This is a genomic window from Sphingomonas glacialis, from assembly GCF_006439055.1.
Taxonomy (GTDB): Bacteria; Pseudomonadota; Alphaproteobacteria; order Sphingomonadales; family Sphingomonadaceae; genus Sphingomonas; species Sphingomonas glacialis_A.
The window spans coordinates 461,989-481,847 of record NZ_RCZC01000002.1; the positions used below are offsets into that span (position 1 = coordinate 461,989).

A 19,859-nucleotide genomic window follows, 5' to 3' on the forward strand; every position below is an offset into this window, starting at 1 on the left:
AGGCGTCAGGCGGCCTCGCGCGGAACGGCCGCTTCGTCCGCCATCCACGGCGAAAGATGCTGCGCGGCGAGCATCGCTGCGGGCGTGATCCGATCGGCGACGAGCGCGAAGCGATCGCCGTCGACCAGCACCTCGGGCACCAACGCACGGCAATTATAGGTCGAGGCCATCGTCGCGCCGTAAGCACCCGCGGTGCGAAACACCGCCAGATCGCCCGCCGCCACGTCGTCGATGTCGCGACCCATCGCGAAGGTGTCGCCGCTCTCGCACACCGGGCCGGCGATATTGGCGGTCATCCGCGCGCCGCTCGGGCGGACCGCGACGAAGTCGTGATAGGCGTCGTAGAGCGCGGGGCGCGCGAGGTCGTTCATCGCGGCATCGACGATGACATAGGGATCGACCGCGCCGGGTTTGACCCACAGCACTTCGGTCAGCAGCACGCCGGCGTCGCCCGCGATGAAGCGGCCCGGTTCGAACAGCAGCGTCACGTCCCAATCGCGCGTCACGCGCGCGACCATCGCGCCATAGGCTGCCGGGCTCGGCATCACCTCCTCCGGCCGGTACGCGAGGCCAAGCCCACCGCCAAGATCGACATGCGTTATCGCGTGCCCCGCCGCGCGAAGCTCGGCGACGAGCCGGCCGATCCGCGCATACGCGGCTTCGAGCGGCCCCAGATCCGACAGCTGGCTGCCGATATGGATCGCGATGCCGCGCAGGTCGAGCCCGTGGAGCGTCGCCAGCCGCGCATAGATCGCGCCCGCATCCGCGATCGCGACGCCGAACTTGTTCTGCTTGCGGCCGGTCGAGATCTTGGCGTGGGTGCCGGCATCGACATCGGGGTTGACCCGCAGCACCGCCGGCGCGCGCTCACCGCGCGCCGCGGCCATCGCGGCAAGGACGACGCCTTCCTCTTCCAGCTCGAGGTTGAACTGCCCGATCCCGGCATCGAGCGCGGCGGCGAGCTCGCGCCGCGTCTTGCCGACCCCCGAAAAGATCAGGCTGCGCGCGGGCATTCCCGCCGCCAGGGCGTGAAGCATTTCGCCCGCCGAGACGATATCGGCGCCATAGCCTTCGGCGGCGAGCAGCGTCAGCACTGCCAGGTTCGGATTGGCCTTGACCGCAAAGGCAAGCTGCTTGCGCGGCACCGCCGCCAGCCCGGCGCGAAACGCACGCGCGGAGGCGCGCAATGCCGCGGTCGAATAGACATAGGTTGGCGTGCCGACCGCAGCCGCGATCGCGGGCAGCGGCACGTCCTCGACATGGAGGACGCCGTCGCGACAGTCGAAAGGGAGTGGCATAGGCATTCCATAGTGCAGAGGGGCCGCGATAGATCGCGCGGATCAGGCGTCGCCGTCGCCGGGGCGCCGGTGGCGGCGGTCGCGGATCGCCTGGGCAAGCAGGCGGTGGCGGCTGCGCTCGATGCGCAGTGCGGCGGGAACGCGCTTGCCCTGGACGATGAGTACGAGGCCGGCGAGCATCAGGATGAAGGCCGCGAGACCCGCACCGATCTGCGTCTCGAAGCCCTCCGTCATGCGGACGGCGCTGGCCACGACGACAAGCGCGACGCCGAGCCCGCGCCATAAGCGGTCGCGATGCGTCATGCTGCGCGCCGCGCCGAGGCGTGATCCGCAATCACGGCATGCCCTGCGCAGAGCGCCGCGCGTTCGGCGCGGATCGCAGCGTCGTCCGGTGCGCCGTCGGAGCCGTGCCACAGCACGATGTCGGCGGGAAACGCGCACTCCTCGCCCAGCGCCGCGATCGGCTCGCCGCGCTCGAAGACGATGCCAATCGCCGGATCGTGCACCGCGGCTGCCGCTGCGCGCGCGCGGCCGATCAGCGCCGGGGCCGCGTCGATCCCGCGCGCCTCGATCGCGGTGAACCCCAGCGCGCGGGCGAAACGTACCGCGCACAGCAGCAGCGTCCCCGCTCCGCAATCGGCATCGACAATCCGCACGCTGCAGCGCTTGGCGGCGCGTAATGCGGAGAGCGCCGCTGCCACCTCGGGCCAGCGCGTATCGCGGCAGCGCGGGCGGCGGGCGCCCTTGCAGCGCTTGGGCGAGGCCGGGCGTGCGCGGATCGGGGCGTCGATCCCATATTCGGCAACATAGGTCATCGCCCGGCACCCGGGAGCGGGCTGCGGATCAGCGGCGGGCGCATCAGGCGGCCCTGCGATAGTGCTGCGCGGTTTCCCACGGCTGGACCGGCGCGAAGGAGATCGTCGGGACCAGCGGCATTGCCGCCATCACGATCGTGCCGCCGGGAAAGGCATGGAGTTCGCCCCGGGCGAAGCCGATCGCCGCGGTGCGCGACACGAAGCGGCCCTCGAGCGTGCCGCCATCGTTCTGCACCAGCCAATGGCCGGCGCGATCCTGTCCGACCTTGAGGACCGGGCGGGTTGGGTCGGGCTCCGGGTCGAGTGACGCTATCATGGCTACGCTTCCTCATGCTGATCCGCCGTGCTCGCACCGTGAAGGTGTGACGGGGGGACGTGCTTGCAGCGAAGCAGATAGGGCTCGACCGCATAAAGGGGCGATGCGGATTGGCCGCGGGGGACATAGAATCGGCGTAAGGGCTCGCGCACGTCTCGCTGCCCGGCGGGGGCTTCAGCGACCGACCGGGCGCGGCTCACCGCTGGGACAGCCTCACCGCCGGCGCATCCTCGCTGGCCGCCACGGGCCGGTGCCACGCGACCACCGAGGCCAGCACCTGCGCACCGCCCGACGGCTCAGAATACCCGGTCGAAGCCCAGGCGAACGCTGCGCGGCTGCAGCGGGGTGATTTCGTCATGATCGCGCAGCAGGAAGGGCGAGCCAAAGGCGAAGCGGTTGCCGCGCGTGTCGAACAGATTGGTCACCGCCAGGCTGATCCCATGGCGCGGCGGGCCGAGGCGCAGCTCGGTGCCGGTATCCCAATAGCATCCCTGCGGCTTTTCGAGGATCGTGCCGACGCCGAGCGTCGAATGGCCGATATAGCGACCGAAACCCGACAGCTGGAGCGCCGTCGTACCCGCAAGGCGATGCTGGTAGGTCAGACCGATCCGACCGCTCGCATCGGCCACGTTGGGCAAACGGCTCGAATGCAGCGTGACGCCGTCTAAGCCGAGCGCAGCGGGCGAGAATTCGGTCACCCGGCTATCGTTGATATAGAGCGCGCCATCGAACTCGAGCCCATCGACCGGTCGCCATTTCGTCGCGACGCCGAGCGACAGGATGCGCCCGTCGCCGATGTTCGAGGTGGTCGGGAAGCCCAGCCCGTCGATCAGATCGGCCTGGATGCTGGTCCACCTCGTCCACGCCGCGCCAACGCTCGCATCGAGCCGGCGAGTGTGGCGCCGCACGCCCGCCTCCAGCGCGCCGAGTCGATCTCCCCTGAAATGCTCGATAAAATCCTCGCGCAGCCCGACCCCGCCGGGCCGGAAGCCCTGCTGATAGCGCGCGAACAGCGTCGCGCTGTCGTCGATGCGATAGCCGATCGCGGCCGATGGGAGAAAACGCGTCTCGCTGCGCGACGCCCCCGCCCCCGGATCGACGCGCAGCGCCACCAGATCGACGGCATCGAGCGATCTGCCCGACAAGCGTACCGTCGTCAGGCGCCCGCCGATCGTCACCGTCACGCGGCGCAGCGGCGCGACCGTTTTCTCGCCAAAGACCGTCGCTTCCTGTGCCGTGTTGCGGACCCCGGTCAGCGGCGCCGACGCGAAGGCCCCGCCAAGGCCGAGATAGGTCTGGCGATTGAGGCTCGCGCGATTGCTGAGCAGGCTCAGGCCGACGATCCAGCCGGTGCCGTCGCCGCTGTGGCGGACGATGCGCCCCTCGGCCGATATCAGCTCGATCTGGTTCGTCTGCCCGACCGCGGCGATCGTACCGTCGCTCCCGGGAGTGACCGTCGGCCTGGCGAGATCGGCCAGTTCCAGCGCGTCGAAAATCTCCGCCACGCTCTGTCTGCTATAGCTCAACGACGCCGACACATCGAGCGTGCCCGAGCGTCTGCGCGCAACCACCTCCGCCAGGCCGTAACGGTCGTGATAGGGCCGCGCGATCGCGCTGGCGCGGGTCAGGCCATTGCCGCCGCGGTCGGCATATTGCGCATCGTCGCCGTGGATCGCCTGGCCGACGCCGTCGACATCGACGGTCCACCCGTCCCCGGGCTCGATCCGGACGCCAAGCCGCCCGCCAAGCGTGCGCACGCGATTGGTGTTCTTTAGTCCGCGCTGCACGTCATCGATATAGCCGGCATCGCTCGAGGCGAAGACCAGCGCGCGCACCGCCGCGCGACCGGGCAGCACAGGGACGTTGAGCACGGCACCGCCATCGCCCCCCACCCCGCCATGCTGCACCGCCTGGACGCCGCCCCAGATCTGCCCGCCAAGCGTGCTGAGTTCGGGCGCGCGCGGCACGACGCGCACCACGCCGCCGAGCGACCCCGCCCCATAGAGCGTGCCCTGCGGCCCCTCGAGCACCTCCACCCGCTCGATATCATAGAGCCGCAAGCTCGGGTCGGGCGCACTGTAGGTGATGCGGCTGTTGCCCCAATATTGCCCGACGGTCGCCTGCGTCGGCCCGACGAAGCTCGAATCGGCGATGCCGCGGATGAACAGTTTGTCGCGCCCCGGGCCGAGATGCGTCGAGGCGACGCTGGCGAGCAGCGTCTCGAGCAAAGCGTTGCCATGCCCCGCCGCTGCCGCGCTCAGGCTGCGGCCGTCGATGATCTCCACGCCGCCGGGATAGGCACCGAGCGGAATGTCGCGCTTCGATCCCGTCACCACGATATCGCGCGGTTCGGATTCGGCCATCGCGGGCGCCACCGGCGGGCCGGCCACCGGCGCCGAAACGGCCACCACGGGCGCCGCCTCGACCAGATAGGTCGCGGGGGCGACGCGGCGCGCGCGCAGACCGGTGTTCTTCAGCATGCAGGCGAGCGCCTGCACCGCGGTCAGCCGCCCGCGTGCGCGCCGCACGACGATCGCCGCGAGGCGACTATCGTGAAAGCCGATACTGGTCCCGGTCTGGAGGCTCAGCGTGTGGACCGCCTGCGCCAGCGGTGCAGCGGGAACGTCGACCGAGGTGGCGCGGTCCTGCGCCAGTGCGGGGGTCGCGATACAGGCCGCGGCAAACGGCCAGAGCATATTACGGTGCCGCATCGGTCACGGTCATCGCCCATCCCGCTTTCGCGCGGACGAAGCGAACGCCGAGCAACGGGCCGGCCCGCTCGAGCGTCCGTTGCGCGGTGTCGGCCAGGGTCACGGTGCCGCTGAAACGCAGGTCGCGCGCCTGGTCCGACACGCGGATCGGCGCCCCGATATTGCGGCTCAAGTCCCGCGCCACGCGCTCGAGCGGCGCATCGTCGTACGAGAGACGACCGCTGCGCCAGCTCCCGATGCTCTCCGCGCTGGCCCGGCCGACCCGCGGCTGCCCCATGGCGGACGCCCGCGTCAGGCGCGCGCCGGCATCGAGCCGGATATGGTCGGTGTCGGGGGCGTAGACCACCACGCCCTGCGCCACCGTGACGTCGAGCGCGTCGCCGTCGCGGACGACATCGAACACCGTTCCGGCATCGACCAGGCGCGTCCCCCCCACCGTCACGACGAACGGGTCGCGCGGATTGTGGCGGATGGTGAACAGCGCCTCGCCCGCCGCGAGCGTCACCGCGCGTGGCCGGTCCGCGGCAAAGGCGACCCGCGTATTGCCGTTCAGCACGATCGTCGAGCCATCGGCCAGTGTGATGCTGCGACGCTGCCCCGGCCCCGTGGCGATCTCCTGTGGCGCGGCCGCGGGAGCGAGCCAGCTGCCGACGAGCGCGAGCGCAGCCGCGGCAGCCGCCGCCCCACCAACCATCGCCCAGCGCCGACCCGCTCGCGGCCGCGCAAGCGTTTCGACGGCGATCGGCAGCGGCGGCATCCGCAGCACCGCTTCCACCCACGCATCGTCCACCACCGCGGCGTCGTAAGCGGTGAGATGCGCGGGATCGCGTTCGAGCCAGTCGGTCAGGCCGTCCCAATCGGCGAACGCCGCAGCGTGGACGCGGAGCACCCACCGGCGCGCCGTTTCCTCGACCGTTGCGGAATCGGGCGCGCTCATGACCATCTCCCCCCTAAGACGGATTGGTGTCGCTCATTCCGCATCGAGTTTTACCTTTAATGCAGCGAGCGCCCGATAGGCCTTTTGCAGATCCTTCTCGACCGAACTCAGGCTCACCCCCAATGCCGTGGCGATCGACGCCTGGCTCTCGCCCTCGAGCCGGTAGCGCCGGAAGACGCGGTCGACGCGCGGGCCGAGCGCGGCGAGCACCGCTTCGGCCTCGCGCAACCGTTGTCGCGCGATCAGCGTGCGGTCACCGCCCGGGAGATCGGCGGGCGCATCGCCGGCGCTGTGCCAATCGTGGTGTCGGCGCTCGCGGCTGAGATCGGACAGGCGCCGGTCGCGCATCAGATTTTCGGCAGCGCGAAAGAGATACGAGATCGGGTCGGCGATCGGCTGCCCGGTCGCTACGGCGACGCGCCGCCACAGATCCTGGAGCACGTCCTCGGCCTCGTCGCCCGCGCCGCGCGCGGCGAGAAAGCGTAAGAGTCGGGCACGCTCATGGAGGATCAGGAGTTGCAGCCCGCTTTCCTGCCGTTCTGCATCCATTTCGAAAACCAGGGTCCATCGTCATGCTGCGCCGCGCGCCGCGCCAGCCGACGCGCAGCGGATCGGCGCCGACGCTGCCGTCCTGCGTCGGGTGTCCGCGCCTCTAGATCTGCGACACCCGGCTTGCCAAGTCCCTTGCATAACACAAGTCTATAACGAAAATTGGTTTGCTGCATCTGTAGCGAAAAATCTCATTCCTGGGCGGTTGCGCGTGGCGTTACGGGCTGCATGCCGAAGCTGCCGAGTTCACGAGCGCGATCACCGCCAGCGACATGTCGCTAGGACGGCACCCCCGCGTGCAACCCGTAACGCCGCGCCGCTCCGCAGAAGAACGCGACGCCACCAAAACGCTTACGGGTTCGCCGCCGACGCTCCGTCTTCGTCATATCAGCCACCTGCGGATCGAGAAGGATATCGCCTTGAGCATCACCGAAACCCGTATGCTCGCCATGCTGAAAAAGGGCCGCGATGCGTTCGGCGTCGCCATGGTCACGGCCGAATTCGAAGCCGGGACCGCGCAGCCCGGCGAATTTCCCCGCCTTCTCCACCGCGCGCGGCAGCGATGTGACGGATTGCTAGCCGTTTGCCCCCAAGCGCGCGGTCCATCCGCGGCCACCCGTCGCGGTCGGCGGTCGGCCGATGCCGATCGTGCCCGATACGGACGATCTGTCCGCGATGCCCGATGAATCGGTTGCGCACGCAGTAATGGTCCCCGTGCTCGACCCTCTGCCCGCTCCGCAATTATCCCCGGTCGATGTCGTGGACCATCAGGCCGCCTGGAGTATCGGGCGCGTCTACCGCGCGGATCGCGGCTGCTGCCGTGCGCGATCGGCGCCGGCGATCGAAAATCGGCGCCGCGCCGCATTGCAGCGCCTCGATCCCCTATTATATGTCGTCCATCATCTCAAAAATGAAGGACGATCATGAACGGAACCGTGATTGCAGGCTTCGCGCGCACCCCCTTCACCTTTGCGCGCAAGGGTGCGTTGAAAGACAGCCGACCCGACGATCTCGCCGCGCTGGCGATCAAGGCGGTGGTCGCGCGCTCGGGGATCGACCCGGCGCTGATCGAGGATATCCTGATGGGCTGCGCCTATCCCGAGGCGTCGCAAGGCAACAACATCGCGCGGATCGCGGGGCTTCTGGCAGGGCTGCCCAAGGAGGTGGGCGGTGCGACGATCAACCGCTTCTGCGGATCCTCGATGTACGCGATCCACGCCGCGGCGGGGCAGATCGCGATCGGTTCGGGCGACGCCTTCCTCTGCGCCGGGGTCGAGAGCATGTCGATGGTGCCGCAGGGCGGGTTCAATTTCTCGCCCAACCCGCGCTTCCACGGCCCCGATTATCCCGATGCCGAGTTCGTGACCGAGGCCTATGTCGCGATGGGCGTGACCGCGGAGAATGTCGCGCGCCGCTATGGCGTCACCCGCGCGCAGCAGGAACAGATCGCATTCGAATCGCAGCAGAAGGCCGCGGCGGCACAGGCCGCGGGGCGGCTCGACGAGGAGATCGTCCCCGTCACGCTCGCCGATGGCACGGTGGTCGATCGCGACGGCTGCCTGCGCCCGCTCACCTCGCTCGACGGGCTCGCCGCGCTGAAGCCGGCGTTCGGTGCCGACGGCACCGTCACCGCCGGGACCGCCTCGCCTTTGACCGACGGCGCCGTCGCGGTGCTGGTGACCTCCGAGGCGTTCGCGCGGGCGCACGGGCTCGACATTCTCGCGCGCGTGAAGAGCACCGCGATCGCCGGGGTCGAGCCCGAATATATGGGCATGGGGCCGGTTCCCGCGACGCTGAAAGCGCTGGCACGCGCCGGCCTTTCGATCGGCGATATAGACGTGGTCGAGATCAACGAAGCCTTTGGCAGCCAGGCCTTCGCCTGCATCGAGGAACTCGGCATCGACCGCGCGCGCGTCAACATCGACGGCGGGGCGATCGCGCTCGGCCATCCGCTCGGCGCCACCGGCGCGCGGATCACCGCCAAGGCGGCCCAGATCCTGCGGCGCGAGGGCAAGCGCTACGCGCTGGCCACGCAATGCATCGGTGGCGGCCAGGGAATCGCGACCATCCTCGAATCGGTCGAATAACAGCCATGCCCGACGCCGGAGCGGCGGCGGGACAACGACAAGGAAGCACGGTGTACAATCTGGGCACACCCCTCGAGTACGAAACGGCCAGCACGCCGCTCGCCGCGCCGACCCGCGCGGAAATCGCGCTGCTCGATATCTTCGCGCGGCGCTGGACGATGCTCGCGGTGCGCATCCTGCTGGCGGGGCCGCTGCGGTTCGGCGGGCTGTTCGATCAGCTGCCCGGGATCAGCCGAAACGTGCTCACCCAGCGCCTGCTGGAACTCCAGTCGGTCGGCATGATCCGCAAGCGAAGGGTGCCGCCGTCGGGCCGCGTGCAGGTCTATGAGCTGACCGAATGGGGGCATCGCGGCGTGGCGATGTTCCAGGCGCTCGCCGGATGGGCGGACCGGGGCGACGCCGCGCTGACCGAGGGCGTCGTCTCGCCGCAACACGATCCCGGCTGATCCCGCGACAGCGGCGTGGCGCGCTGGCGCAATGCACCCGGTCAGCGCCTTCAGCCGAATCGAGCGCCTCTGCGGCGCCGGCGAGCGGGCCACGCAGGCAGCGCTTCCCCGACGCCGGACCCGAGGGTGCACGAAACCTGAAGCGGAAGATGCAAGGGATCAGTCGGGATGCTGCGCGCTGGGCAGTCTCACCGAAACGCGGCGATTTATCGCGCGCTATGTATTGGAAATGGTGGAGCCGAGGGGGATCGAACCCCTGACCTTTCGCATGCCATGCGAACGCTCTCCCAGCTGAGCTACGGCCCCATCGTATTCTGGAAAGAAGCCCGAAACCGGAACCTCTTTGCGGGAAGGCGTCGCCCCTACCGAGGCGACGCGCCCTTGGCAAGCGATCTGAGTGTCGCTTGCCATAAAAACTTCAATTACCTGTGGATCAATGCTCGTCTTCGCTCTGCGGCGCTTCCACGCCGAGATCGTCGTCGCCGCCGAGATCGACCTCGTCGTCGGGCGAGGGCTCCTCGTCTTCACCGGTGTCGATATCCTCGTCGTCGCCGGCGAGATCGTCGTCCTTCTTGACCAGCTCGGGCTTGGCCTGCTCGAACGGCAGCGGCTGCTTCGACTTCAGGATCGGTTCGGGCTCCCAATGCGCACCGCAATTGATGCAGGTGACGGGATCGTCCTTGCCCAAATCGTAGAAACGGGTGGCGCATTTCGGGCACGTACGCTTCGTGCCCCATTCCGGCTGGATCATATGCCGATTGAACCTTTTTGTTGAGCCGGAGGGCGTTGCGGCCTTGGGCTGATAGGAATTGGGTCTCGCGACCCGCTGGGCCGCAAAGTGGTGCGCGCCTTGCCATAGCGCAAGCGCACTGTCAAAGCGCAGCCCCGATGACACACCCTACGCCTATCGCCCGCGAAATCCAACCATCCGGCCCGCTTACCGGCCGCGTCCGCGTGCCGGGCGACAAGTCGATCAGCCACCGTTCGCTGATGCTCTCCGCGCTGGCGGTCGGCACCAGCCGGATCGAGGGGCTGCTCGAGGGCGAAGACGTGCTCGCCACCGCCGCCGCGATGCGCGCGATGGGCGCGACGATCAGCCGCAGCGACGACGCCGTGTGGAGCGTCCAGGGCGTCGGCGTCGGTGGGCTGCTTCAGCCTGCGACCGCGCTCGAGATGGGCAATTCGGGCACTTCGACGCGCCTGCTGATGGGTCTGGTCGCGAGCCATCCGATCACCGCCACCTTCATCGGCGACGCCTCCTTGTCGAAGCGTCCGATGGGCCGCGTCATCACGCCGCTGTCGCAAATGGGCGCCGACATCACGTCGAGCCCGGGCGGCCGCCTGCCGCTGATGTTGCGCGGCATCTGCCCCGCGATCCCGATCACCTACACCCTCCCCGTCGCCTCGGCGCAGGTGAAGTCGGCAGTCCTGCTCGCCGGCCTCAACACGCCGGGCATCACGCGCGTCATCGAGCCGGTCGCGACGCGCGACCATAGCGAGCGGATGCTGCGCGGGTTCGGCGCGATCGTCACGGTCGAAGCATCACCACAGGGCCGCATCATCGAGATCACCGGCGAGGCCAAGCTCAAGCCGCAGCAGATCGTCGTACCGGGCGACCCCTCCTCCGCCGCCTTCCTCGTCGTCGCCGCGACGATCGTGCCGGGATCGGACGTGGTGGTCGAAAATGTCGGGCTCAACCCAACGCGCGCCGGGCTGTTCACTGCGCTGCGCCTGATGGGCGCGAGCATCGAGGAGCAGAACCCCCGCGAGGTCGGCGGCGAACCCGTTGCCGATCTGCGCGTGCGCCATGCGGCACTCACCGGCATTGAAATCCCGCCCGATCTCGCGCCGAGCATGATCGACGAATATCCCGTGCTGTTCGTCGCCGCGGCATTCGCCACCGGCCGCACGATCGCGCGCGGCGCCGACGAACTGCGCGTCAAGGAATCGGACCGCATTGCGGCAATGGCCGCCGCGCTCGGCGCCGCCGGCGCGCGCGTCGAGGAGGTCGAGGACGGCATGATCATCGACGGCACTGGCGGTGATCCGCTTCCCGGCGATGCGACGATCGCGACGCTGCTCGATCACCGCATCGCGATGAGCATGGCGGTCGCCGCGCTGCATTGCCGCAAGGGGAATGCCGGCGGCGCGATCACGCTCGACGACGCATCGCCGGTCGCAACGAGCTACCCCGCCTTCTTCGACCAGATCGCGCAGCTGCAGAGCGGCGGCGCATGATCGATTCGCATAGCGCCGACCTGATCGGGTTCGTCGGCGCGATCGTCATCCTGGCGGGCTTCGCCTACCAGACGCTGCGCAATGCCGCGCCGAACCTGTTGTCGACCGGCCTCAACTTTGTTGGGGCGTCGCTACTCGCGCTCTCGCTCGTGGTGAACTACAACCTCCCTGCGCTCGCCCTCGAACTGGCCTGGGCGGCAATTGCTCTTATTGGATTGGTACGTATCGTGGCGAGACGCCGATGATTATTGCTGTCGACGGACCCGCTGCATCGGGCAAGGGCACGATCGCGCGTGCGCTCGCCCGCCATTATGGCCTGCCGCACCTCGATACCGGGCTGCTGTATCGCGCGGTCGCGGCGAACGTGCAGCGCCTCGAACTCGACCCGTCGGTCGAGGCCGACGCGGTCGCCGCGTGCGACTTCGACGATTCGCTGCTCGACGATCCGATGCTGCGCAGCGATGCGATCGGCTCGCTCGCCTCGGTCGTCTCGGCGCATCCGCTGGTGCGCGCCTCGCTGCTCCAGCGGCAGAAGCGCTTCGCCCAGCAACCGGGCGGCGCGGTGCTCGACGGGCGCGACATCGGCACGGTGATCGCCCCCAATGCCGAAGCCAAACTGTTCGTGCGCGCCACCCCCAACATCCGCGCCAAGCGCCGCCACGCCGAGCTGCGATCGCACGGGTCGCCAATCAGCATCGACAAGGTGCTCGCCGACATCCGCGCCCGCGACCTGCGCGATTCGACGCGTTCGAACGCGCCGCTCGTTCCCGCCAATGACGCGGCGTTCCTCGACACGAGCTTCCTGTCGATCGAGGCCTCGGTCCAGCGCGCGATTGATATCGTCGAATCGAGAATCGCGCGCGATTGATCAGAGGGGGCTAGACGTCCAATCTTCGTGTCCGTGACGCACCCGCAAGATCAGGATCGCATCCGGCTCCAATCGATAGATCACGACATGCGACTTGTACCGATGCGCCCGCACCGGCGGCACGATCTCGGTTCGCTCCCTCGCTGCGCGCGGATAGGACGCCAAGAACGTGAGCGTCTGCGCCATGCCAGCGCTGTACTCGTCGGCCTGGGCCAAGCCGAATAGCTCCGCCCCTCGGATGTAGATTTCGTCGAGGTCGCGCCTCGCCTGATGCGAGAGCCTATAGGGCATCGCTGCTGCGGCGCGCGAGGAAACGCCCGCGAGCTTCAGCAAACACGTCTTCCGCTGTTAGGTCGGAAACGCCGCTTGCCAGCGCTTCGTCAACCATCCTCTGCATGTTGGCGATCTTATCTAAACGAACCTGCTCCCGCCGGATCAGGTCGCGCACGACATCGCTGCTGTTGCCGAAGCGGCCAGTCGCGGCCTGCGCCTCGACCCAGTCCTTCATCGCATCCGGCAGGGAAATGTTCATCGTCGCCATGTGAGTCTCCGATGTCGAAGGTCTCACATTGCCAATCTTTGTCAATGCCGACGCGACTTGATCGCCCTCTCACCCTAGGCTATAGACGCGCGGTCCGGCGAGCGGTGCTCGCGGAGGCTGGCGCGACAGGCATGTCCTCTCGCGCCCTTTTCGCATTTAGCGAGTTGCCCGCCCCCGCGAACGTCAATCGGCGGATGTCGGCCCGGCATTCGGCTGTTCCGACACATAGGCCAAGACCGCCGGAGACAACCGGCTGGCCGGAACAATGATTTAGGATCTGATCCCTTTATGGCCACTCAGCCAAACCCAACCCGCGACGATTTCGCCGCCCTCCTCGAAATGACTCTCGGCGGTGCCGACAGCTTCGAAGGCCGCGTCGTCAAGGGCACCGTCACCGCAATCGAGAACGACCTGGCCGTCATCGACGTCGGCCTGAAGTCCGAAGGCCGCGTTCCGCTGCGCGAATTCGCGATGCCGGGCCAGAAGGCCGATCTCAAGGTCGGTGACGAAGTCGAAGTGTTCGTCGACCGCGTCGAGAACGTGCACGGCGAAGCGATGCTGTCGCGCGACCGCGCCCGCCGCGAAGCCGCATGGGACACGCTCGAAACCGAATTCGCCAAGACCGCCCGCGTCGAGGGCGTCATCTTCGGCCGCGTCAAGGGCGGCTTCACCGTCGACCTCAACGGCGCCGTGGCCTTCCTGCCGGGTTCGCAGGTCGACATCCGCCCGGTGCGCGACGTCACCCCGCTGATGGATATCCCCCAGCCCTTCCAGATCCTGAAGATGGACCGCAAGCGCGGCAACATCGTCGTGTCGCGTCGCGCGATCCTCGAAGAGACCCGCGCAGAGCAGCGTTCGGGCCTCATCCTGTCGCTCGCCGAGGGCCAGATCATCGACGGCGTCGTCAAGAACATCACCGATTACGGTGCGTTTGTTGACCTCGGCGGCATCGACGGCCTGCTCCACGTCACCGACCTCAGCTACAAGCGCGTCGGCCATCCGTCGGAAGTTCTCAACATTGGCGACACCGTCAAGGTTCAGATCATCCGCATCAACAAGGACACGCAGCGGATCTCGCTCGGCATGAAGCAGCTCGAGAGCGATCCGTGGGAAGGTGCAGCCGCGAAGTACCCGGTCGGCGCCAAGCTCACCGGCCGCGTCACCAACATCACCGAATATGGTGCGTTCGTCGAGCTCGAGCCGGGCATCGAAGGCCTTGTGCACGTTTCGGAAATGTCGTGGACCAAGAAGAACGTCCACCCCGGCAAGATCGTCTCGACCTCGCAGGAAGTCGATGTCGTGGTCATCGAGGTCGATCCCGACAAGCGCCGCATCTCGCTCGGCCTCAAGCAGGCGATCAGCAACCCGTGGGAGGCCTTCGCAGAAGCGCATCCGATCGGTTCGACCGTTGAAGGCGAAGTCAAGAACGCGACCGAATTCGGTCTGTTCATCGGCCTCGACAACGACGTCGACGGCATGGTCCACATGTCCGACATCGCCTGGGGCGTTTCGGGCGAGGACGCGCTCAACCTGCATCGCAAGGGCGAGATGGTTCAGGCCATCGTGCTCGACATCGACGCCGAGAAGGAGCGTATCTCGCTCGGCATGAAGCAGCTTGAGCGTGGTGCCCCTGCAGCAGGCGGCGTTGCAGCCGGCGGCATCTCGGCAGCGGCATCGGGCCTCAACAAGAACGCCATCGTCACGGTCACCGTGCTCGAAGTCCGCGACGCGGGTCTCGAAGTACAGGTCGGCGACGACGGCGCGACGGGCTTCATCAAGCGCACCGACCTCGGCCGCGATCGCGACGAGCAGCGTCCTGAGCGGTTCCAGACCGGCCAGAAGTTCGATGCGATGGTCACCGGTTTCGACCGTTCGAAGAAGCCCACCTTCTCGATCAAGGCGATGCAGATCTCCGAAGAGAAGCAGGCTGTGGCGCAGTATGGTTCGTCCGACTCGGGCGCATCGCTGGGCGACATCCTGGGTGCAGCGCTCAAGGCGCAGGGCGCCGACGCAAAGAAGTAATATTCTGCACAACGGCGGGGCGTTTTCCTTCACAGGAAATCGCCCCGTTTTGCTTTTTTCCGTCGTTTTCAACCTATCCCCGTGCTAGCCTTGCTATAGATCAAGCCGAAGCGGCCATATCGTCCCGATCGGACGGGGCTTGGGGGTAAAGGAAGCGTACGATGATTCGATCAGAACTTGTGCAGACACTGGCTGCCGAAAATCCCGATCTGTCGCTGCGCGACATCGAGGCTCTGGTCACGACCTTCTTCGATGAAATCATCAAACGGCTCGCCTCGGGCGGCCGTGTCGAGTTGCGCGGCTTCGGCGCCTTCTCGACCCGCGCGCGCGACGCCCGCACCGGCCGCAACCCGCGCACCGGAGAACTCGTCGATGTCGACGCCAAACGCGTCCCCTATTTCAAGCCCGGCAAGGAAATGCGCGCCAATTTGAACGTCTGAGCGGGTTGACGCGACGCGTCGGGTGCGCTTGGACGGGCCCCACGCGGACGTGGCGAAATTGGTAGACGCACGGGACTTAAAATCCCTCGCCCTCAGGGTGTGCGGGTTCGAGTCCCGCCGTCCGCACCATTAGAGTTTGAAGGCAGCGGCCACGGATTTTTGCGTTGCCAATGCGTGGCCAGATCCACTGTCTGGCCGCACGAAGTGAGCCGCCATTTTTGTCGATTCCCACCGTGCTCGCAGCGCAGATCACACGCGGCAGGCCAAGGTACAGGCGGCTACCGCTCTCCTGTGGTACAGCGTGAGTGAGCGTGTCGATGTCGACGAGCGCCTTGCCAGAGGGCAGAGACTCGATTTGAACACAGCATATGCCGATCTTCAAGGCAGGACAGCAACGTCCTAGCCCGTCTGCGTGCGATCTCGCAGCCCGTTCCCGAGCGATCGACCGGACCGGCTGGCCATGAAACCCAACCCAATTCGATCGCGGGACAAAGCGGCGGAAAATCGCTTGCACCACAGGCGCGACCGGGCAGTAGGGAGGCTTCCCTCTCTCGCCGTGTCCAGGAGTTCCCATGCGCGTCCGTATCTATGCCGGCCCAAGCTGGAGCGCCGCGATCGAGCACGGCGACTATGAATTCGATCTGCTCCCGGCGATCGGCCACAAGCTCGCGCTCGCGGCGGGTCAGGCGTGGGACGTGGCCGTCGTCCGCGACATTGCGCACCGGATCGTCGATCCCGCCGAGGCCCCCGACATCGCGCTGCTGATGACACCGCCGGTCGCCGGCGGCAGCATGGACGAACCCCTCCCCCTCGCGCTGCTTGATCGAAACCCAGGCGCGGCGAGTGCGAGCAGCATCCCACGCACCGCGAGCCTCTGGGCCAGCGGCAGCTGAGCGACATGCCGCCACGCGACGCCCCGCCGGCGGGCTTGAGCGAGACCAGCCTGTATCCGCCGGTCAAGGCGTTCCTCGAAGCGCAGGGATTCACCGTCAAAGGCGAGATCCGCGGCTGCGATATCGTCGCGGTGCGCGACGACGAACCGCCGCTGCTGGTGATCGCCGAGCTCAAGCTGTCCTTCACCCTCGAGCTCGTGCTGCAGGCGGTCGATCGGCTGCGTGCGGCGGACCAGGTGTATCTGGCGGTGATCGCCAGCCGCCGCGGCCGTGACCAGGACAAACGCGTCCACCGCCTGTGCCGGCTGATGGGTCTGGGCTTGCTGCTGGTCGACCTCAAGCTCGGCAGCGTCGTCGTGGCAACCGAACCCGCGCCGTACAAACCCCGCGCGAACCTTCCGCTGCGCAAGCGCCTGCTCAAGGAGCATGCCACCCGCAAGGGCGATCCGACCAGCGGCGGCTCGACGCGCCAGCCGATCATGACCGCCTATCGCCAGCGTGCGTTAGCCTGTGCCGGCGCGATGCGGTCCGGTCCCGCCCGCCCCCGCGACCTCAAGCATCTCGCGGACGATGCCGGCGCAATCCTGTTGCGCAACGTCTATGGCTGGTTCGAACGCGTCAAACCGGGCGTCTACCAGCTCTCGGCAGCAGGCGCTGCCGCCGCGTCGGATGCGCAACCGCGCGATAGCTGACCGCCCTCCGCCGCCAGGCCTCGGCTTCGTGTTCGGCACCGACACCGCGCCGGCGACCAAACTTCCTCTGCTGGGCCGATCTTTGCGTGTGGGCGCATACCGGGCGAGACGCAGTGCAAAGACCGCGCCCGAATGCCGACCCAACGGACGGGTATGGCGATCGCGACGACGCCCCGCCACCTCAACCGCAGCGTCAACGCCCCCGCTTCGATCGGCGGCGCCCTGTTCAGCGAGGGTCGCGCCGGCTTGAACGCGGTAACCAGCAGCGAGGCCGCTGCGAGCCCCAACGCCCCGAACCAGCCATTCCGAGCAGTGTTGAGCTTCGGACACCCGCCAATACCGACATAGGTCACAATCTACTGCCCGATGTCGGGTGGCGCGCGAACGGCGGAAAAGGATCGAGACCCCGCCGCCACCGTTCTCCCCCCAGACAATCATTGGCGCCCACGGCTCGATGTCCTGCCCCCGAAGATTCACGCGCGGGGCAAGGCAAATATGAAATACGGGTTGAGCATGGGCGGAGCGCCAGCCGCATCGAGGCACGCCTGCTGATCCGCGATCAAGACGCTGCCAGAGGCTCATTGCTATGGGTTGACGCCCCCGATCGCCCGCATCGGCCAGCATTCCGGTCGCGAACCCGTTACCGGTCGAGCCCCGTGCCATCCCCCTCGCACGCCGCCAGCCAGATCATCCGCTGATAGAAATCGAGCGGCGGATCTACGTCGCGGAAGCCCAGCCGCAGATATAGCGCGCGCGCGCGGACATTGTCGTGCGCAACGTGCAGGTCGACCCCATGCGCGCCCGCCGCCACCGCGCAGGCCTTCGTCCAGTTGATCAGCGCGCCGCCAAAACCGCGCTTGCCCGGCAGGAATCCCATATCCATCGCGCGCCACATGCGACCGTGACGATCGAGATAATAGCGGCCGATGGGGATCGGCGCATCGGATCCAGACGCATCCTCGGGTGGATCCGTGCGACGCTCGACGATCCAGTAATCGGCGCGCGGATATTCGCGGAGCAGGTGGCGATGCTGCAGCGCGAACTGGTCGCGGATCACCGCCTCGCGCTCGACCTGACTCCACGGTGCGAGCGCGAAGTCGGGCGCCCGCAACGCCCGGTGGAGCGCGTGCAGAAACGGAAGATCGCCGCGGCGCGCGGCGCGCAAACGCACCCCGCCCGCGACCAGCGCAGGCGGCAGGGCCGGCGGTGCCCGGCGCGGCGCGGGAAAGGACGGCAGCGGCGCGGCGACGGGCTTCGAGATGGTTGCGTCCTTTACATCAGGCGGTACCATGCTCAAGTATCAAGACGTCATGGCGATGATAGGCGCCGCGCAGGGGGAGCATAGGATCATGTATCTGCCGACACCCGAAGATTTCACGCCTTGGCTAGGCAGGTCGGTGCGACTAGCGACAGTGCCCGCCCCAGTGGAAATCACATTGCTTCGGATCGATCGCAAGCCCCATCTTCTCAACGAATTTCGCGAGCCTTTCATCCTCATCTTCGAATCACCCGAGTCGGTGCTTCTGCTTGATGAGACCTATGCGATGGATTGCGGCAGAAACGGTCCCCACGACATCTTCATCAGCCAGCTACAGCCGAAGCCTGGCCATCCTCGGCTGTATCAGGCGGTGTTCGGCTAGGGACGCGTTGGAAAGATGCCCTGCGTCGCGATGATCGTATAGACCGCGACATAGGGATTGAGGACGTTGGTGGGCACGGTACCGCCTGCGGAGCCTATGGTCACCGAACCCTGCGGCGTGAACGGCCCGCCCGTGACGCTCAGTCCGCCGAGATTGACCGGCGTGCCGGCCACGCTGGCGGGCGCATAGAGCGTGATCGTGCTGCCGTTGCCGCTGGTGTCGTAGGCCGTTCCCAGACGGTCGCCGGTCACGGGTGCTTCGGTCTGCTGCGTCGAACCCGCCAGCGGAACCTGCACCGCTTGCAGCGTCCCGCTCGCCGTCGTCGTGCCCTGCTGGCCGACAAAGGTCGCGGGATGCGTGTGCGCGGGCATGTTCGCAGGCAGGATCGTCACGGTGGCGTTGCCGGCCTTTTCCCCCCAGGCGATCGGTTGGAGGCCGGGACCGGTGCCGACGCCCAGCATCACCCGGCCGCGTGTGTCAGGAAGCCCGAACGTCTGTTGGCCGTCGCCGCCAAACGTTATCCCGAGCAGCGTATACAGCGCCGCATTCTGCGAAATGGCCATCAACGACCCTTGCGCGAGCGCCCAGCCGATCGGCGCGAAGTTGAAGCCGACCTGCATGATCTGGCCCATGAATGGATCTGCCATCGTGATGTCCCCTGCGTGCGACTGGTAGCGAAGATCGTTCCCGCCGGACTCGCCGCCCTCGCCCGACGCGTAAATCTCGCATCTCTTCCGCGAACTGACAAGATACTTGCAAGCTCACACCGCAGTTCCGCGCCTTAACCTGCTATGTGTTTACTTTTATACTGTAGCTAAACTACAATTGTCCGAGATTACGAGTGCCGTTATATCGACATCCATGATCCCTTTATCACTCAGCTATGAATAGGATTATATCATATATTATTGACATAATTTTTATTGTTTTTCCTTCCATTCACGAGATGTTATTGATTACTCCTCAGGGTAATAAATGAAAGATTGCCAACAGACGTTGGAGGAAAGGCGTCGGACGAATTTATGAAAATTCCGCGGCGGTTTTTCGCGACGTCGTCTATGTTTGAAAGAGCACTTTAGTAACGCGTATGCGTCGAGCGCCATGAGACTGTCCGGATAAGCGGCAGCGCATGCTCTCAGGCGCGAAGTCGGTTCGGTACGGGCGCGCATCATGTCGCGCTCCGGGAGGGGCGATCGACGGACTGTCCGTCGGCGTCGTGCGGGAGGGGCTCGTGGCATGATGATTGCGGCGCGCGTGCGGGGGCGTTGGTCAGCGTCGACGATGTTTGCCCGCGCGCTGCGCGGTCGGCCTCACGCGCGGACCAGCGCGACGGAGATCAGCGAGGGAGACGTTGGCGGGACGCAAC

General features: G+C 67.1%; 24 protein-coding genes and 2 tRNA genes. 12 read left to right on the top strand and 14 right to left on the bottom strand.

Going from position 1 to position 19,859, the window contains the following annotated elements; all coding sequences use genetic code 11:
• Positions 1–5: 5 nt before the first annotated feature.
• The 8 genes from lysA to EAH76_RS05975 form a co-directional block, all read right to left on the bottom strand.
• A complete protein-coding gene (gene lysA / locus EAH76_RS05940) occupies positions 6–1,298 on the bottom strand; it encodes a diaminopimelate decarboxylase (protein WP_140849129.1) in 1,293 nt (430 codons plus the stop codon).
• 42 nt (positions 1,299–1,340) lie between these two features.
• The gene (locus tag EAH76_RS05945; protein WP_140849131.1) at positions 1,341–1,601 is read right to left on the bottom strand and encodes a hypothetical protein; all 261 of its coding nucleotides are present in this window, start codon (positions 1,599–1,601) and stop codon (positions 1,341–1,343) included.
• Positions 1,598–2,113: an SAM-dependent methyltransferase gene (locus tag EAH76_RS05950; protein ID WP_140849133.1), complete on the bottom strand. Its 516-nt coding sequence runs from the start codon at positions 2,111–2,113 to the stop codon at positions 1,598–1,600. Before EAH76_RS05950 ends, EAH76_RS05945 begins: the two co-directional genes overlap by 4 nt.
• Positions 2,114–2,156: 43 nt before the next feature.
• Complete coding sequence (locus EAH76_RS05955; protein ID WP_140849135.1) at positions 2,157–2,429, bottom strand: hypothetical protein; 273 nt, start codon at positions 2,427–2,429, stop codon at positions 2,157–2,159.
• Between the two features lie 296 nt (positions 2,430–2,725).
• On the bottom strand, positions 2,726–5,140 hold the full coding sequence (locus tag EAH76_RS05960; protein ID WP_140849137.1) for a TonB-dependent receptor domain-containing protein: 2,415 nt from the start codon (positions 5,138–5,140) through the stop codon (positions 2,726–2,728).
• Positions 5,127–6,077 carry a FecR family protein gene (locus EAH76_RS05965; protein ID WP_161988977.1) on the bottom strand — a complete coding sequence of 317 codons (951 nt, stop codon included), beginning with the start codon at positions 6,075–6,077 and terminating at the stop codon, positions 5,127–5,129. The genes EAH76_RS05960 and EAH76_RS05965 overlap by 14 nt, the downstream gene beginning before the upstream one ends.
• A 33-nt stretch (positions 6,078–6,110) precedes the next feature.
• A complete protein-coding gene (locus EAH76_RS05970; RefSeq protein WP_140849140.1) occupies positions 6,111–6,626 on the bottom strand; it encodes an RNA polymerase sigma factor in 516 nt (171 codons plus the stop codon).
• 278 nt (positions 6,627–6,904) lie between these two features.
• Positions 6,905–7,174 (bottom strand): hypothetical protein, encoded by a 270-nt coding sequence (locus EAH76_RS05975; RefSeq protein WP_140849142.1) that lies wholly within the window; start codon positions 7,172–7,174, stop codon positions 6,905–6,907.
• A 91-nt stretch (positions 7,175–7,265) separates the two neighbouring features.
• On the opposite strand from EAH76_RS05975, the gene EAH76_RS05980 reads away from it, so the two are divergent.
• From EAH76_RS05980 to EAH76_RS05990, 3 genes are read left to right on the top strand one after another with little or no spacing between them, the layout of a single operon-like run.
• The gene (locus tag EAH76_RS05980) at positions 7,266–7,553 is read left to right on the top strand and encodes a hypothetical protein (protein ID WP_140849144.1); all 288 of its coding nucleotides are present in this window, start codon (positions 7,266–7,268) and stop codon (positions 7,551–7,553) included.
• Positions 7,550–8,713 (top strand): thiolase family protein, encoded by a 1,164-nt coding sequence (locus EAH76_RS05985; protein ID WP_140849146.1) that lies wholly within the window; start codon positions 7,550–7,552, stop codon positions 8,711–8,713. Before EAH76_RS05980 ends, EAH76_RS05985 begins: the two co-directional genes overlap by 4 nt.
• Positions 8,714–8,718: 5 nt before the next feature.
• A complete protein-coding gene (locus tag EAH76_RS05990) occupies positions 8,719–9,159 on the top strand; it encodes a winged helix-turn-helix transcriptional regulator (protein WP_161988978.1) in 441 nt (146 codons plus the stop codon).
• Between the two features lie 230 nt (positions 9,160–9,389).
• Here the strand turns inward: EAH76_RS05990 and EAH76_RS05995 are convergent.
• Both EAH76_RS05995 and EAH76_RS06000 read right to left on the bottom strand, forming a co-directional pair.
• Positions 9,390–9,465: transfer RNA gene (locus EAH76_RS05995), tRNA-Ala, on the bottom strand.
• 127 nt (positions 9,466–9,592) lie between these two features.
• On the bottom strand, positions 9,593–9,910 hold the full coding sequence (locus EAH76_RS06000; protein ID WP_133191968.1) for an FYDLN acid domain-containing protein: 318 nt from the start codon (positions 9,908–9,910) through the stop codon (positions 9,593–9,595).
• A gap of 137 nt (positions 9,911–10,047) precedes the next feature.
• Here EAH76_RS06000 and aroA point away from each other — a divergent pair, with 137 nt between their 5' ends.
• The 3 genes from aroA to cmk are packed head-to-tail and all read left to right on the top strand — an operon-like array spanning position 10,048 to position 12,265.
• On the top strand, positions 10,048–11,397 hold the full coding sequence (gene aroA, locus EAH76_RS06005) for a 3-phosphoshikimate 1-carboxyvinyltransferase (RefSeq protein ID WP_140849150.1): 1,350 nt from the start codon (positions 10,048–10,050) through the stop codon (positions 11,395–11,397).
• The gene (locus EAH76_RS06010) at positions 11,394–11,642 is read left to right on the top strand and encodes a CBU_0592 family membrane protein (protein WP_194150942.1); all 249 of its coding nucleotides are present in this window, start codon (positions 11,394–11,396) and stop codon (positions 11,640–11,642) included. The genes aroA and EAH76_RS06010 overlap by 4 nt, the downstream gene beginning before the upstream one ends.
• Entirely contained in the window at positions 11,639–12,265 is a 627-nt protein-coding gene (gene cmk / locus EAH76_RS06015; protein ID WP_140849152.1) for a (d)CMP kinase, read from the top strand. Before EAH76_RS06010 ends, cmk begins: the two co-directional genes overlap by 4 nt.
• On the opposite strand, the gene EAH76_RS06020 is transcribed toward cmk, so the two are convergent.
• Positions 12,266–12,598, bottom strand: coding sequence for a type II toxin-antitoxin system RelE/ParE family toxin (locus EAH76_RS06020; RefSeq protein WP_241659572.1), 333 nt, complete (start codon positions 12,596–12,598; stop codon positions 12,266–12,268).
• Positions 12,546–12,806, bottom strand: coding sequence for a type II toxin-antitoxin system ParD family antitoxin (locus tag EAH76_RS06025; protein ID WP_140849156.1), 261 nt, complete (start codon positions 12,804–12,806; stop codon positions 12,546–12,548). Before EAH76_RS06025 ends, EAH76_RS06020 begins: the two co-directional genes overlap by 53 nt.
• Before the next feature lie 288 nt (positions 12,807–13,094).
• Here EAH76_RS06025 and rpsA point away from each other — a divergent pair, with 288 nt between their 5' ends.
• From rpsA to EAH76_RS06050, 5 genes are all read left to right on the top strand, one after another.
• Entirely contained in the window at positions 13,095–14,828 is a 1,734-nt protein-coding gene (gene rpsA, locus EAH76_RS06030) for a 30S ribosomal protein S1 (protein WP_133188650.1), read from the top strand.
• Positions 14,829–14,989: 161 nt separating this feature from the next.
• On the top strand, positions 14,990–15,268 hold the full coding sequence (locus tag EAH76_RS06035; protein WP_140849158.1) for an integration host factor subunit beta: 279 nt from the start codon (positions 14,990–14,992) through the stop codon (positions 15,266–15,268).
• A 43-nt stretch (positions 15,269–15,311) separates the two neighbouring features.
• Positions 15,312–15,397 (top strand) — tRNA-Leu (locus tag EAH76_RS06040).
• A 443-nt stretch (positions 15,398–15,840) separates the two neighbouring features.
• Positions 15,841–16,161: a hypothetical protein gene (locus EAH76_RS06045; protein ID WP_140849160.1), complete on the top strand. Its 321-nt coding sequence runs from the start codon at positions 15,841–15,843 to the stop codon at positions 16,159–16,161.
• A 5-nt stretch (positions 16,162–16,166) separates the two neighbouring features.
• Positions 16,167–16,853, top strand: coding sequence for a DUF2161 family putative PD-(D/E)XK-type phosphodiesterase (locus tag EAH76_RS06050; protein ID WP_140849161.1), 687 nt, complete (start codon positions 16,167–16,169; stop codon positions 16,851–16,853).
• 640 nt (positions 16,854–17,493) lie between these two features.
• Here the strand turns inward: EAH76_RS06050 and EAH76_RS06055 are convergent.
• The gene (locus tag EAH76_RS06055; RefSeq protein WP_140849163.1) at positions 17,494–18,144 is read right to left on the bottom strand and encodes a GNAT family N-acetyltransferase; all 651 of its coding nucleotides are present in this window, start codon (positions 18,142–18,144) and stop codon (positions 17,494–17,496) included.
• Between EAH76_RS06055 and EAH76_RS06060 the strand changes: the two genes are divergently transcribed.
• Entirely contained in the window at positions 18,143–18,493 is a 351-nt protein-coding gene (locus EAH76_RS06060; protein WP_241659573.1) for a DUF6916 family protein, read from the top strand. The two genes, EAH76_RS06055 and EAH76_RS06060, sit on opposite strands and share 2 nt — an antisense overlap.
• On the opposite strand, the gene EAH76_RS06065 is transcribed toward EAH76_RS06060, so the two are convergent.
• Positions 18,490–19,140, bottom strand: a complete 651-nt coding sequence (locus EAH76_RS06065; protein WP_140849165.1) for a phage tail protein — start codon at positions 19,138–19,140, stop codon at positions 18,490–18,492. The genes EAH76_RS06060 and EAH76_RS06065 overlap by 4 nt on opposite strands.
• Positions 19,141–19,859 lie beyond the last annotated feature (719 nt).

Bases quoted from the DNA above. Each gene is read 5' to 3' on its own strand.
- EAH76_RS06035 (WP_140849158.1), top strand. From the start codon at position 14,990: ATGATTCGATCAGAACTTGTGCAGACACTGGCTGCCGAAAATCCCGAT.
- EAH76_RS06065 (WP_140849165.1), bottom strand. From the start codon at position 19,140: ATGGCAGATCCATTCATGGGCCAGATCATGCAGGTCGGCTTCAACTTC.
- EAH76_RS05980 (WP_140849144.1), top strand. From the start codon at position 7,266: ATGCCGATCGTGCCCGATACGGACGATCTGTCCGCGATGCCCGATGAA.
- EAH76_RS05990 (WP_161988978.1), top strand. From the start codon at position 8,719: ATGCCCGACGCCGGAGCGGCGGCGGGACAACGACAAGGAAGCACGGTG.
- EAH76_RS05955 (WP_140849135.1), bottom strand. From the start codon at position 2,429: ATGATAGCGTCACTCGACCCGGAGCCCGACCCAACCCGCCCGGTCCTC.
- EAH76_RS06025 (WP_140849156.1), bottom strand. From the start codon at position 12,806: ATGGCGACGATGAACATTTCCCTGCCGGATGCGATGAAGGACTGGGTC.
- EAH76_RS05950 (WP_140849133.1), bottom strand. From the start codon at position 2,113: ATGACCTATGTTGCCGAATATGGGATCGACGCCCCGATCCGCGCACGC.
- EAH76_RS06000 (WP_133191968.1), bottom strand. From the start codon at position 9,910: ATGATCCAGCCGGAATGGGGCACGAAGCGTACGTGCCCGAAATGCGCC.
- EAH76_RS05970 (WP_140849140.1), bottom strand. From the start codon at position 6,626: ATGGATGCAGAACGGCAGGAAAGCGGGCTGCAACTCCTGATCCTCCAT.
- EAH76_RS05965 (WP_161988977.1), bottom strand. From the start codon at position 6,077: ATGAGCGCGCCCGATTCCGCAACGGTCGAGGAAACGGCGCGCCGGTGG.
- EAH76_RS05960 (WP_140849137.1), bottom strand. From the start codon at position 5,140: ATGCGGCACCGTAATATGCTCTGGCCGTTTGCCGCGGCCTGTATCGCG.
- rpsA (WP_133188650.1), top strand. From the start codon at position 13,095: ATGGCCACTCAGCCAAACCCAACCCGCGACGATTTCGCCGCCCTCCTC.
- EAH76_RS05985 (WP_140849146.1), top strand. From the start codon at position 7,550: ATGAACGGAACCGTGATTGCAGGCTTCGCGCGCACCCCCTTCACCTTT.
- EAH76_RS06060 (WP_241659573.1), top strand. From the start codon at position 18,143: ATGCTCAAGTATCAAGACGTCATGGCGATGATAGGCGCCGCGCAGGGG.
- cmk (WP_140849152.1), top strand. From the start codon at position 11,639: ATGATTATTGCTGTCGACGGACCCGCTGCATCGGGCAAGGGCACGATC.
- aroA (WP_140849150.1), top strand. From the start codon at position 10,048: ATGACACACCCTACGCCTATCGCCCGCGAAATCCAACCATCCGGCCCG.
- EAH76_RS05945 (WP_140849131.1), bottom strand. From the start codon at position 1,601: ATGACGCATCGCGACCGCTTATGGCGCGGGCTCGGCGTCGCGCTTGTC.
- EAH76_RS06045 (WP_140849160.1), top strand. From the start codon at position 15,841: ATGCGCGTCCGTATCTATGCCGGCCCAAGCTGGAGCGCCGCGATCGAG.
- EAH76_RS06055 (WP_140849163.1), bottom strand. From the start codon at position 18,144: ATGGTACCGCCTGATGTAAAGGACGCAACCATCTCGAAGCCCGTCGCC.
- EAH76_RS06010 (WP_194150942.1), top strand. From the start codon at position 11,394: ATGATCGATTCGCATAGCGCCGACCTGATCGGGTTCGTCGGCGCGATC.
- lysA (WP_140849129.1), bottom strand. From the start codon at position 1,298: ATGCCACTCCCTTTCGACTGTCGCGACGGCGTCCTCCATGTCGAGGAC.
- EAH76_RS06050 (WP_140849161.1), top strand. From the start codon at position 16,167: ATGCCGCCACGCGACGCCCCGCCGGCGGGCTTGAGCGAGACCAGCCTG.